A 14385-nucleotide genomic window follows, 5' to 3' on the forward strand; every position below is an offset into this window, starting at 1 on the left:
TAACGTTTGAATTATATTTCTTTAATTATTTACCCTTATATACTCTTCTGTCTTATGCCTATAAAGATTGATAATAATCCGTTCACAGCTAATAAAATTACTATAATACTTGTAAGTAAACCTACATCTGCCGCAAATATTTTTATCGTACGCCATGGTGAGCTTGTACAATAAGTAAGAAGTGGGATGAAAATAATAGATAATAGTAGGAATAGAGCCCCTACGAATAACCAAGTTAATTTTTTTACAGTTTCCTTATGTTTATATTTTTTAATTAACATAATTGATGAAATGAAAAGCGCGAGTATAACTGTAGACATAACAATTTGTGTAAATGGTATGCTTTTATGGGGATCAACCGGTTCTTCTTCATTCAAAATATTAATAATCCCCTTTTTTAATACTGAAAGTGCTGGTTCTTCTAATACATGATTTTTATTTGTTAAAATCACACCACCCCAGCCACTTTTATTTAAAGTAAATATTTCTGTACGAGCATCGGGCGTTGATCCTGAATGCCAAATCATCGTTTCGCTTTCATTTATACTTGTTGTTCTTAATCCAAAACCATAGCTTTTTTCTGAATTTATGTTATAAAGTGGTGTAAGATAAAGGTCGATGTTTTCTTTCTTTAAAAATTGAGTATCTTCTTGTCGATTCAAAAACATAATAAATTGAATCATATCTTCCAAATTTGCGGTAATATAACCATACGGTGTCCCGGCATTATCATAGGATACTACACTTTTTCTTGGTATGCCAAACCATGACTGATAACCTGTTAAATAGCCTTTTTCATATGCAGTTTCTTTACTTGCTGCCGCACCATTCATATTTAATAGCTGAAAAACATGTTTTTCCATATATGAGGAATATGTATCATTTGTAATTTCCTCAATAAGTGCACCTAAAACAATATAATTCGCATTACTATATTGATATTTTTCTCCTGGTAGAGCAGTTAATTTTACATTTGAAAGTCTCATTACATTTTCTTTTAATGCTGTAGAACTTTTGGATTGCTTATCTGATATTAATAAGCCTTCATATGTGTTTATTCCGCTTGTATGAGTTAAAAGGTGTTGGATTGTTATAGATGAGGATATTTGAGAATCTTTTAGTTTAAACCAAGGAAGATGTTGTTGAACTGAATCCTCTAATTTTATCTTTTTGTCTTCTATTAATTTCACTATAGCTAAAGCTGTTAAAGATTTGCTTATTGAGCCGATTGCAAATGGTGTTTTACTAGTTATTTTTTTTTCAGATTCCCCAGTAATCCCCCACGTTTTAGTGAAGAATACATCTTTATTATGTACAATTGCAACAGCAGCCCCTGGAATATTCTGTTCCTTTATAAATTTTTCAATATACTTATCTAAAGTAGCTTTAATATCTTGCTGAGCATATGCTTTTGGATAAATGATACATAATACTATTACATTACAAAGAATATAGATTTGAAATAGTTTATAGATAGTTTTCTTCATTATACTTTAGATAGCTTTCTTTTTTTATAACTTACTAAGCTAATAAACACTACTACAGAGAGCATAAAGCTAATCATTATTAATAAAACGTTCCACCATTGATTCTCTGATATGCGATATAAAATATTATAATTAAATGTATTTTTGCTATTAGTTGAATTAAATGATTCAGTTAAAAATATTGAAAATGTAGTTTGCGAGATGAGGTAAGTAATAATTGCGATGAATATGCCACGTAAGATAAATGTGTTGAATTTTCCTTTTTCATTTTGAAGTTGTTTCATTTTAACTTGTAAATCAATTTCATTTATTTCTATAAAATCTTTAACAAATAATTGAGGGGTACCTAAATCATCTATACTGTCTTCACCATGTTCATGACACTCTTGAATATGTTCTAATATTTGTCTCTTAATATTTTCCCTTTCTTCTAAACTAATATCGTATTGCTTTAATTCCTTAAGTACGTCTCTTAAAAATTGCTTTTCTTTACCTATCAATTTATTCCTCATTTCAGAAGGTCTCCTTTCAAACCGCTTTTTAATAATGTTTGAATGTCCAATTGCAATTCTAACCACTCATTAATTTTCTTCTCAAGACGTATTTTCCCATTTTCATTAATTTCATAATAAATCCTCACTTTACCACTGTCTGTTACCTCTTGATAAGTGTTAACCCACTCTTGATTTTTCAACTTAGTTAAAATAGGATAAATACTTCCTACTCCTTTCAATTTTAAATTGTTTATTTCAAGTTCTTTCATAATCTCATAACCATAACTTTTCTTTTTCGACAAAATAGATAATACACACATTTCTAAATGACCTTTAATTAAACTTGTTCTATCCATAGGATAAATTTAACAGAAATATATACTTCATTCAAGTATATATTTCTGTTAAATTTAAAAAATCACACAATGAAAAATAGATTAATAAACAAAAACATATCACTTACGAACCATTTTAAACCTTAATTTTCGCTTTTATAATATAATAATTACATAATATATTAATCGTTTATCACTATTTGTTTTGTATCTCTCCTTCCATATTACTTCTTTTCTTATTGAAAAATATTGTATGGAGACATAAAAATACTAAAAGATCCAATTTCTTAATTTTGATATTAAGAAATTGGATCTTCTTTCATTACCTTGTATTAATCATACTGCGCTAATATATACATTATAAAGAATATATGTTTTATTAATTTATATTAATAAAACATATATTAATAAAATTTACTGATTACTCTCAAGACATTCATAAACCGCCATCATATCTCGTTTATCCAACTCACGTATGCGATTGAAAATGGGTATTTGTCCAACAGCTTCTGTTAATAAGCTTTCATTCACAACATCACTTACTTTTCCATTTAACCACGTTTGTACATCCACGCCCTCGACAACTTCTTTTAACCCTTCGTCATTAATACCACTTGCATTACAAGTTACACATGGAATTGTTAGTTTAAAGACACCATCATGTAAATTATCTTCGGTTATCACTTTCTTACCTTTACAAAATGGACATGGATTACTTTTTTTAATTTTATTAATTTGGGTAACTAATTTTTTGTATCCAAACGCTTCGTATACATACGTAAGTTTTTTATATTTACCATTTGTGAAATACTTATCTATAATGGTTTCTCTCGTTTCATAAACATTAGGGAAATCACAAACAGTTACCTGATTATTAACACTAATGGATTCGATATTTCCTTTTATTTCGCTCCAGAATGGTAAGACATTTTGTAACACCATTTCATAGTTTGAAAAGCTTGCTTGTTCTAATTCAAACATTTTCAATGCAACTTGTGCTTTTCTTGGCAATAAAGAAACATCTTCCGTCAATACCATATCGCCACCAACAATAGACTTCAATTTAACAAGTGCCGGTAAATCACCAACTATTTTCAATACTTTATTAATAGGCTGATTGATTATTTCACGAATATCTACGTTACCAAATTTAAGTGGTTTATGATGATTTAAAACCGTCCCCTCACAAATTGGACATTTCATCATTTTTTTTGAACTCTTAATTTCTTCTTTAATAGGTGCTTTTGAAATAACAATATATCCACCAATAATTGTATTAAACCCTACCCATGTTCTGCGTGTCTTTCCTTTTTTATCATAAAATGATTTTTCAAAATATCCGTACCAAAACGTATGCTTTTCTTCTTCTGACATATCATTATAGCTCTTTGACAAATCGTGACCAAGCTCATTTTTTATTTCTTCGAATAGAAATTCTATTTTTTCATGCTGATAAAATTTTAATACCTTCATGATTTCTTGATCGAATAGCCCATCCCAAAATGGAACACTTTTATCTTGAATGGCAATATCTTTATCAAAAACTTCAATTTGAAGACGTCCAGAACAAGATGGACAATGATTGTCCTGTGAATAGAAATCAAAACTTCTCGTATCTTTATTAATTGGATGAGCAGCTACAATATGATTAATTAATCCACCAATCTCATATAAGAAACTATATTGACTATATAAATGTCTTTCAAGATCAATAGCAATAACAGGTGCGATTGTATCAGATTCATATTCACCATAAATTAACCTAGCCATTGATGATAAACTTTTTAAAATACCGCCCTTATAAACATTTTCGGCATTTTTAAAATAGTTAATATGATTTTCTTCTAAATAGTGAACTCCTTTTTTCTGCTTAAGCATTGAAGAGATATTTATTTTCTCTGTGCTATTCACATTACTTTTTTGACGATAGTAATCCTCATGTTTAACAACATCCAAATGCTCTACAGATTCATTCTGCCTTTTTCCAAAATCAACTATATAATCAGAGCTTTCTAACATGTAACGATTATGCTCAATCATAATGATAGAAACTGATTCATCTTGCAGAATACCTCTAATACTATCGATAAATTGATTTAAAATATTTTGTGATAAACCTTTTGAAGGCTCATCAAAAATGAATAATGTATGTGGATTTCTAGTGTTTGCAAATAATTCCGAAACTAAATGAACACATTGAAACTCACCTGTCGATAATGTTTGTGTTTTTCTCTCTAATGTTAAATAGCCAAGCCCTAATTTAATTAGTAAGCTCAAACGTTTATAAGCGATATCTTCATTTGGAAGTTCATCAATAATATCCTCAATCGAGCGCTCAAAAATATCATCAATGTCTTCACTATACTTTGTGAGTTTCTTTTTAATATCTAGGAAAGTTGCTACAGTTGATCGACTTGTAATTGATTGATTTCGGTCTTGTCCTACCATAACTAATTTATCTTTTGGATATCGTTTTAAAAAATCTGTAGCTAGACATTCGTTGACAAGTGTAGATTTCCCACATCCCGATTCTCCTGTAACCGTTACAAGCCTGTTTTTAGGAATTTGAAACTCCGCCATTTGGATATTACGGCAATATAAATCATAGAATGTATAATATTCTGTTGGTATTTCTTTATTTCGCTCCCACAGTATTGACTTTGGTCTTGGTGATTCTTTCACAATTTTCCCGCCATATTTTCCGCTACCAGGTCCAAAGAACAATTGCTCATCAGTTGTATCTAGTACCGTATCTGAATGATCAATAAGCCAAATTTGATTTTTACACCCTAATCGTTTAATCTCTTCTAAAATTTGTAATAATGTTTCATGATCAAGTCCAACTGAAATCTCATCAATAATAATTACAGCATTTTCACTTACTGCCATGAATTCAGCCAAATAAAGTCGTGTTAACTCTCCACCTGACAACGTACCCATAATTCGATTTAATGTTAAATAACCAATGTTCATATTAATAATATTTTGCAGTATATGCTGTTTTTCCTCACTAATATTTAATTGTTTTGCTAGTGAAAGAATAGATTCAACACTTAAATCATTAATATTTGAGATTGAATGTGGCTTTTCCAACAAATCAATTTCATATTGTTCAATTTCTTCACTATAACGTTTTCCCTTACATTTTTTACACTCAACATTTTTTGTAGTACCACGGCCTTTACAACCAGTACACCAGCCTAATTGATTATTAAATGAAAAGACCTCTGGAGAAAGATTAAATACTTCAGCAAGTTTTTCCCGAACCTCTGTAAAAACACCAGTATGAGTACCAATCGTTGAACGCGGATTAGACGAAATCGATGATTTTCCTAGAAAAAGTACTAATGGCATTTCTTCCATCTTAATAGCACTAAAATTTGTTTCCATAATGTTAGGAAATAAATATTGATATTCAGCCTTTGGTAATAAAGAAACTAATCGTTTTTTTGATTCTTCACCAATTGTTTGGCAAAAAGTTGTTTTACCCGATCCAGATAACCCAGCAATTCCAAACGATTTATTAAACGGTATAGTTGCATCTAATTTATTTATGTTATTAGCAATTAATTGATTTACTTTCATATTAACCTCTATTCTTATTTATTCACAAAAGCATTTTTAAAATATAATAATTACATAATGAATATTACCTATTATGCAATTATCCTCTCACTTCATGAATCTTATCCTTGTATATTTCAAACCACTGTTGCCATTCATCTTTAGAAAATTCTTTCTCTTCTCCTTCTAAAACGTAAGAAAAAAGATTTAAACAAATATGCCAACCAGCTATATCTCTCGGTGTATGATCTGTTAATTCATTAATGTACTCTTTAAGGAATAAAAGAGTACTATTTTCCTCTTTATGTATTTCAAATCGGACACGGTCTTTATCCCAAGTAAATTCAAGTACTGAGTTTAGTTGACACTCTAAAATATCAATGTTTATGAATGAACCGTCCATCATGTCGAACTTTATTATTCCACCAGTTTTAAGGCTTTCAATCTGTAAATTGGACATCCATTTTTTCAGCTTACTGTTTTCTGTTAATACAGACCAAACTTCCTCTACCGTATATGGAAATTCGCGTTCAAATTTTACTATATATCCACCAGTTAGTTTCCCAATTTCAGCTATCATTTTGATTGCCTCCTCATATAGAATATATGTTCTCATTTTATTTTACAAGAATATAAATATAAAATAAATATTTATGTCAACGAAGTGTTAATTTAAAGTGAATGACGCTGAGAAAAACTTAAATATTTTCTAAATCGAGTTATATAGTATTGAAAATTAAATATAGATTTACGTACAAATAAAAAAGCCGCATTTGCGACTTATGAAATCATGGGATTAACTCCTTTTTTGGTTAAATGATTAGCGCTTAATCGCATCGATAATTAGCGATGGAAAACCAAGTTTATCGCCTTTATTTCTAGAATCATACCTTTTCGAACGGAAAATAACACCGTCGTTTGCATCCCATTCGTTGTAATAAAACTGACCATTTTCATCACAATATTCAAGTAAAACTACCTCGAATCCAGCAGTTTCAAACATTTTCGTTAATGTTTTATAATTATGAACGATTTTATGACTTGCTGCTGGATGATCTTTCGGACCGGGTCCCCCTATTTGAACTATATTTTGATATACCTCATCCTGAAAGAATGCATCAGGGACTCCGCACCGAATATGACCAGATGGTTTTAAAAATTCATAACAGATTTCAGCTGCTCTTACACCTTCTTCAAAAGTAAGGTGTTCCCATACATGCTCAGCTAAAATAGCTGAAATAGAGTTGTATTCAAATCTTTCTTCCCACGTAGCTTTATCTAGTAAGTTAAGTTCATCTTCTTGCGTTTGAATCCAGCCTGGATTATTATTAAACACTCCAGCTCCGACAACTACTTTAATTTCGTCTTGTTTTATTGCCACCATGTTCACCTCTTAAACATTTTAATTCATTAATATATTCTATGTTTACTATTATCCTTCCTCCTTCAACAAATGTAGTAACATGAGTCCAGTACAATACCGAACTCATGCCCTAAAAACTCTCTAACGCAACAATCTGTCTAACTCTATAAAATTAGTTCATAATATACGATTTTTCTTACAGAAATATAGCACACCAAACATTAGCATAATACCAATTACGTAAAAAATTGTTGTTCCGCTCCCACCAGTATTAGGAATTACCCAATTATTCTTCGCATTTTTCACTGTTATTTTTTGTGTCTTTACTGCTTCTGTAATTTCTATTTCTATTGGATCTCTAAGTAACATGTATCCGTTCGGTGCTTTTATTTCTTTAATCGTATACTTTCCAATTGCTAATTGGTTGGAAATTACCTTTCCTTTTTCATTCGTTATTAATCTACTAACTTCTTTCCCTTCTTTATCTAACACTTGAAATACAGCGCCTTTTAGCTTTAATTCACTATCCTTATCATCAACTTTTTCAATTTCAAATTGCCCAGTCGGATCTGGCAATTTCTTATTTTCTATTTTAATTTCTACTACTGTATCTTTTTCTATTTTTACAGCTATTTTATCTTTTAATAATTCATAGCCTTTAGGTGCCTCTATTTCCACTACGGTATAGTTTCCTATTGGTAAGTTTTTTGATATTACTTCTCCTTCTTCATTTGTTATTAACTCTCCAACTACTTTTCCTTTTGCATCTTCTATATGAAACTTTGCCCCTGCTAGTTTTTTATTTTTATCACTTATATCTACTTTCACAAGCTTCATTTTTCCCATTGGATCTGGCAATTTCTTATTTCCTATTTTAATTTCTACTTCTGCATCTTTTTCTATTTTTACAGTTATTTTATCTTTTAATAATTCGTAACCTTTAGGTGCTTCTACTTCCACTAAGGTATAGTTTCCTATTGGTAAGTCTTTTGATATTACTTCTCCTTCTTCATTTGTTACTAGTTCTCCAACTATTTTCCCATTTAAATCTTCAATTTTAAACTTTGCTCCTGCTAGCTTTTTATTTTTATCACTTATGTCTACTTTCACAAGCTTCATTTTTCCCATTGGATCTGGCAATTTCTTATTTCCTATTTTAATTTCTCCTTCTGCATCTTTCTCTACTTTTACAGCTATTTTATCTTTTGATAATTCGTAACCTTTAGGTGCTTCTTTTTCCACTAAAGTATAGTTTCCTATTGGTAAGTCTTTTGATATCGCTTCTCCTTCTTCATTTGTTACTAGTTCTCCAACTATTTTCCCATTTAAATCTTCAATTTTAAACTTTGCTCCCACCAATTTTTTATTATCATTATTACTATCAACCTTTTTTATTTTTACTTTTCCTGTACTAGGCTTGTTCCAATGTTTCCAGTTAAATTTGAAATTGTGAAACTCAAATCCACCAGTTTGTTGTACCGCACCAACAAATGCTTGTCCATTAATCGAACCGCCTTTTGTTTCTAATACAGCATTGGGAGCAAACACACTCCCAACTACACCATATCCCTCTGTTGTAATTTTTTTCGCATTTGGAAAAACCCAAATCATTTTCCCATATAGCTCAGTAAACGGGGAATTAGGCGAATATGGTTGTGATGTAGGAACTATATCTGTAGCCTTTCCAATATTGTTCGTGTCATATAGAATAGACCCATTTTTAAATGTAACCTCTATTGCATCTGAATACATTACAATAAAATCTTTGTCCTTAGCATTGGGCAAAAATACATCTCTTATATCTACACTGATTTTCCCTGTCAATTCTGATGAAACATAAATATTAGGATTGTTTATATCTTTTCCGATTCCATGACTCATATTTGGAATTGGGGTATTCGTTTTATATTGACCTGCATTTTTACTAACTTGGTTCACTATATTGCGAAATTCATTAAATTTCGCGTCAATTTCTAGTTTTTCTTTATAAACGATACGATCATAAGAAGATTGTATGATGCGATCTGGATCACTCTCTTTTGTCATTACGACTATTCCGTTTTGAATGATAAAAGATTCTTCTCTTGATTTTTTTAGTTTTCCGGACAATAACAAGGACGGATATCCCTCATCAACCCATTTTTCACCTACTATATTAGATGTTCCTGCTGCTGCACCTACAATCGTATACCCCGATGCATCCATATCACCTTGAACTGCAATTGCTCCTTCAATGTCGCCACCTATTGCTTTATGGTTACCAAAGACAACAGCATTATAACGCGATATATCTCCTAGACCTTCTAAGGTAGTCGTGGATCCATATGCTTCTTTTGGTACATATACGACAAAACTTACACTTAACATTAACAAAACAATAAAATGAATACTTACCAGCTTTAATCGTAGCCTCAATTCCTTTGTTCCCACCTTTACCGTATTTTTTTTATAATCGAATAAAATGAATTTTTATTAATGATGATTTACTTCATCCCCTATATACCGTCTTTACTTATCTTTAAATTTCCGGTCCCACTTCCCATTAATGCAGGATAAATACATTCTATCGAGTTAACTTTTTCTTATAAATTACGACTAGAAGCACACATAACAATAGGATTGTAACTATTACAGTCCACTTATTAAATATAAATATCTCTGTACTCACTTTTTGTTTTTCTTTCTCGTTTAACTCCACGCGCTCACCTCGAACTAGCAATCTATTGGTGTTTACTCCATAAGGCGTACACGTAATTAAAGTTGTATAATCTTTATTTTCTACAATTTGTAGATCGTCCGTTTCATGTGGTAACACTACTTTAATTTGATCTACTTTATAAGCAAGAACTTTGTCTAAAGAATGAATATAAAAAAGATCTCCTTTGCTCAACTTATCTAAATCTGTAAATAATTTTGCTGATGGTAAACCACGATGCCCTGTTAAAATAGTATGCGTACTTTCTCCACCTACCGGGAGCGAAGAAAAATCTAAATGACCTATCCCGCGACCCAATACTTCCTCAGAGGTCCCTTGATAGATTGGCAGTTTTATATTAATTTTCGATATTTCAATATACCCCATTACATCTCCTAAATTTAACACATCAGCATACGCTTGATGATTACTTTTTTTTTCAGAAAATGGATCTGTAAATGTTTTCGCAGAAGTTTGAACTTGTTTATTATATTCGGCTGCTTCTTTTTCCCTACGTTCGACTTCTTTCTTTTGTAATGCTTTAATCTTCTTATCGTAAGAGCTAATCTCAGAATAATGTGCACGAGTCGCCAACCAATTACTAATAGTAGGATATAAAAAAATACCTAATCCAAATAAAAAAATACCCCCAAAAACAAGATTTCGTTTCATATTTCCACCTCTGTATATGCTTAAATATCGAAAAGAGGGAAGCATTTTGCTTCTCCCCTTTTCCCATAGTTACATGTTCCTAAAATCTTAATTTCTAGCAAACTTTTTTCTAAAGAAAACAAATGCCGCTGTAAGCATTAACGTAAGGCCTATTACAGTAAAAAGAGTCGTTCCTATGCCACCCGTTACCGGAAGAATCCATCCACTTTTATTATTTTCAATCGTCAATTTAACCGTTTGATTATTTTCACTAATCTTTACATCAATGGGGTCTTTTAATAATTGATAAGATGCTTTTGTACCATCTTCTTTTGTATATGTTGGTGCTTTCGTTTCAAAAATTTGATAGTCTCCATATGGAATGTTAGACCATTTAATAACACCATTTTCATCTGATACACCTGTTACTTCTTTTCCTGCTACGACAACTATTTTTCCATTATTATCTTTAAGTACAAACTCTGCACCTTTTAATTTATTCTTATTAGCACTATCAATTTTTGTTAACTCAATTATTCCAGTTGTCGGAATAACAACTACAGGTTTAGATTCCTTTTCTCCAATTACATCATTTTTATTTGTAAAATGTATTTTTGCTGTATTTAAAATTTCCGAACCAGATGGTACTCCTTCTTTTACTTGGGATTTAATTTGCAAATGAAATTCTTTTTTACCATCTAATTTTGTGAAATCTTTTACTGTAGCTGTTACTTTTTGACCTTCTATAGCTACCTCAACAACGTTTGCATTTACTTCTGCTCCATCAATTTTCACGATTGGCTTTCCTTGAATCACTAAACGATTATCCAAAGTATCTGTTACCACATATTTTTTGTATTCCTTAATGTCTTCTGGAATTAATGTTTTAATATCATAATTATAATTAGTTAACGGATTTATCGGTAACGCTTCCAATTTTCCGTTAATTTTTTTATCAATTGTTGGTTCTTCATTGTTTTTCACTTCTATTTTAACTACTGTACCAGAAGTAATAGTTCCATCTTCATTAATTGTTCCGGAGTTCTTAACAAAAAACTCACGTTTAGTTGGATCTATTACGTAGCCTTTCGGAGCTTTTGTTTCTTGGAAATAGTATTCACCATACTCCAATCCTTGCACGCGAATATGACCATTAGCATCTGTTACTAACTCTTTTTTCACTTCTGTACCATCTTTTTTAAATAAAGAGAATACTGCACCTGCTAATGCTTTTTCATTTACACCAGTTTTTATTAAATCCACTGCACCACGTTTAATCTCATTTTTGGGATACATGTGAACATCATAGTTTAGCACCTTACCCTCTTTATTCGTTAATGGGATATCCACTGTATACGTATTGGGATTTAGATTAACATGTGGAGGTCCTGCCACTTCTTTCACCTCATAACGTCCTAGCGGAAGATCTTTTAATACAGCTTGTCCGTTATCATCTGTTACTACTTGATTTGGAGTGGCTCCCATTACAGGTTTCACGTCTTCTTTTACGATTTTCCCATCGTTTGAAATTTTTTCAAAAGAAGCAACCCTTTTCACTTCAAACGTTACACCTTTTAATGGTTTCACATCTTTTGGCACCTCTTGATTTGCAGAACCGTCACCTTCTAGTCCCTGCGCTCCATCTTTTTCTTGTTCATACTTATGAATCGTTAAAGTACCTTTAGATGGTGAATCTGCCTTTACTAATACACTAGACCATGTAGAAAATGTTAAGAATAACACTAAAAGCACACTAAATATTTTTTTCATTTCTCTTATCCCCTTTACTACTTCTATCATTTTAAAAATTTCTTTATTACTATTACCTTCTTAAAAGCAATAGTGTGCCAAGTATCAGATTTAAACGAATAACATAAAACATAGTCGTCCAACAATCCATTGTTTACAATCACTTATTCACTTTTCTTATCTTCTATTATTACGTTGTCTCTCCACATGATATATGTAATTTTCTCCCCTAAATTACACGTATATCCCTATTTCAAGAATCATTACATTTGTTACATAATAGCTTTCACTGCTAATTTCGACTAGTCACTTACTGTCAATCTATTCATATCTCACTTCCTATCCCTATTTAAAATCCAATCTTAATCATTTTTTAATACATATAAGTAATAACCAACAAATAAGTGTGACGATTCATATTTTACGTTACTGTCCAAAACTATTACCTGTATATTCAAATAATATGTGCTATTCATGTTAAATTATGGTATTATTCTTAGAAGTTTATAACTTTTATTTATATTTTTTATTGATAAAGGTTTTCCGTATCTACTTATGAAAAAGGAATATATGTTTATTTAACTATTACGCATAACTGTAAGGAGGAAGAATATGACTAAAAAACTCAGTCTAGTTGAGATAGAGTACATTTGCAATATGTTTTTTCAATCTTTCGAAATTCCAGTTTGTTTTTTAGATTGTAACAAAAATATTCTTTTAGAATTTAAATCCAAAAATGATTCACATTCGTTATATACATCAAAAATAGAACAGTTACATATGCTTTTTCAGAGAAATGATACATATAATTCCCCCATCTTCAGAACTCACGAATATCTAGGGCACTTTATTTTAATTCACATAAAGAGCGATTATATGGTGAACGGTACTGTTATTATTGGGCCCTTGGCACATGTAAATTTTTCTACAAGTAAAGCGGATAGTAACCTTAATTTTATTCCAAATTATAAAAGAACAAGAGACCATTATTTTTCATTGTCAGTCAAAGATCAAAATTTCTTTGTAAATATAGCGATATTGTTCTATAACATTCTCTATAAAAAAAATTCAGATGTAAGCACCTTTTCAAATAACAGTGACTCACTTCATATAAGTCATAGCAGCATCTTAAACGAAGATGTATATATTTCAATGCAAAAAGACGAATCCATTTATCATAATTTATATATAGAGCAGCAACTACTTAGTTCTATAGAAGACGGGGATAAAGAAACCGTCCTCAAATATTATTACGAATTCCAACAAGAGACTCTTTCATCTTTATCTTCATTCCATCAATTAAGACGTCATAAAAACATTTGTATTTCATCCATCACGCTCGCTACTAGATATGCGATAAAAGGGGGACTTCCATCTGGGATTGCTTACAAAATTTATGATTTACATATTCAAAGAACAGAAGATTTAAAAGACAAAGAATCTGTTTGGGATTTATTAAAAAATGCTTTTTGTACCTTTGCAGACCGTGTAAAGGCACAAAAAACACAGCAACATTCACAGACTATTGCTATTTGTAAAAACTACATTTTTAAAAATATTTACAATCCAATATCTGTTAAACAACTTGCTAAATTTGCAAATGTGAATTCAGATTATTTATCTATATTATTTAAAAAAGAAGTCGGTATTTCATTAATTGAGTACATTCAACGTGAACGAGTCGAAGAAGCAAAGAAATTATTAACTTTCACCACCTATCCCTTATCAGATATATGCGCTTCGCTTAATTTTAGCGATCAAAGTTATTTCACTAAAATTTTTAAAAAATTCACCAATGAAACACCTGGTAAATACCGAAAATCTCATGTTGTCATTTAGAGTGACACTTCCATTAAAACAAAGTGTTTTCAGTAACTTATCAATGGCAAATTAGAAGTACTCCTATATTCATGAGCTATAGGATTTATACTATTTTCAAATTAAAAAACACGTTACTATTCTTTTATTTTAATGAGAATAGTAACGTGTTTTATATGTAATATAGTTCTGTAGACAGAATAGTATCCAACTGCAAATTTTTATAAAA

General features: G+C 30.6%; 10 protein-coding genes. 1 reads left to right on the forward strand and 9 read right to left on the reverse strand.

The window, feature by feature from the left end; all coding sequences use genetic code 11:
- Positions 1-35 precede the first annotated feature (35 nt).
- The 9 genes from AU379_RS11250 to AU379_RS11290 form a co-directional block, all read right to left on the reverse strand.
- Positions 36-1487, reverse strand: a complete 1452-nt coding sequence (locus AU379_RS11250; RefSeq protein WP_061139266.1) for a serine hydrolase domain-containing protein — start codon at positions 1485-1487, stop codon at positions 36-38.
- Positions 1487-1999, reverse strand: a complete 513-nt coding sequence (locus AU379_RS11255; protein WP_001244705.1) for a hypothetical protein — start codon at positions 1997-1999, stop codon at positions 1487-1489. The genes AU379_RS11250 and AU379_RS11255 overlap by 1 nt, the downstream gene beginning before the upstream one ends.
- A complete protein-coding gene (locus tag AU379_RS11260) occupies positions 1996-2301 on the reverse strand; it encodes a PadR family transcriptional regulator (RefSeq protein ID WP_002094025.1) in 306 nt (101 codons plus the stop codon). The genes AU379_RS11255 and AU379_RS11260 overlap by 4 nt, the downstream gene beginning before the upstream one ends.
- 429 nt (positions 2302-2730) lie before the next feature.
- Complete coding sequence (locus tag AU379_RS11265) at positions 2731-5901, reverse strand: ATP-binding cassette domain-containing protein (protein WP_061139267.1); 3171 nt, start codon at positions 5899-5901, stop codon at positions 2731-2733.
- Between the two features lie 79 nt (positions 5902-5980).
- The gene (locus AU379_RS11270) at positions 5981-6460 is read right to left on the reverse strand and encodes an SRPBCC family protein (RefSeq protein ID WP_000559852.1); all 480 of its coding nucleotides are present in this window, start codon (positions 6458-6460) and stop codon (positions 5981-5983) included.
- A gap of 240 nt (positions 6461-6700) precedes the next feature.
- The gene (locus AU379_RS11275; protein WP_113710694.1) at positions 6701-7264 is read right to left on the reverse strand and encodes an SAM-dependent methyltransferase; all 564 of its coding nucleotides are present in this window, start codon (positions 7262-7264) and stop codon (positions 6701-6703) included.
- Between the two features lie 156 nt (positions 7265-7420).
- Positions 7421-9658, reverse strand: coding sequence for a SpaA isopeptide-forming pilin-related protein (locus AU379_RS11280; protein ID WP_061139268.1), 2238 nt, complete (start codon positions 9656-9658; stop codon positions 7421-7423).
- Positions 9659-9806: 148 nt separating this feature from the next.
- Positions 9807-10610 carry a class C sortase gene (locus AU379_RS11285; RefSeq protein WP_081306075.1) on the reverse strand — a complete coding sequence of 268 codons (804 nt, stop codon included), beginning with the start codon at positions 10608-10610 and terminating at the stop codon, positions 9807-9809.
- Positions 10611-10697: 87 nt separating this feature from the next.
- Complete coding sequence (locus tag AU379_RS11290; RefSeq protein WP_000719305.1) at positions 10698-12359, reverse strand: LPXTG cell wall anchor domain-containing protein; 1662 nt, start codon at positions 12357-12359, stop codon at positions 10698-10700.
- 591 nt (positions 12360-12950) lie between these two features.
- On the opposite strand from AU379_RS11290, the gene AU379_RS11295 reads away from it, so the two are divergent.
- A complete protein-coding gene (locus AU379_RS11295; protein WP_030025684.1) occupies positions 12951-14177 on the forward strand; it encodes a helix-turn-helix domain-containing protein in 1227 nt (408 codons plus the stop codon).
- Positions 14178-14385 lie beyond the last annotated feature (208 nt).

Source organism: Bacillus sp. JH7, assembly GCF_001563515.1.
GTDB lineage: Bacteria > Bacillota > Bacilli > Bacillales > Bacillaceae_G > Bacillus_A > Bacillus_A cereus.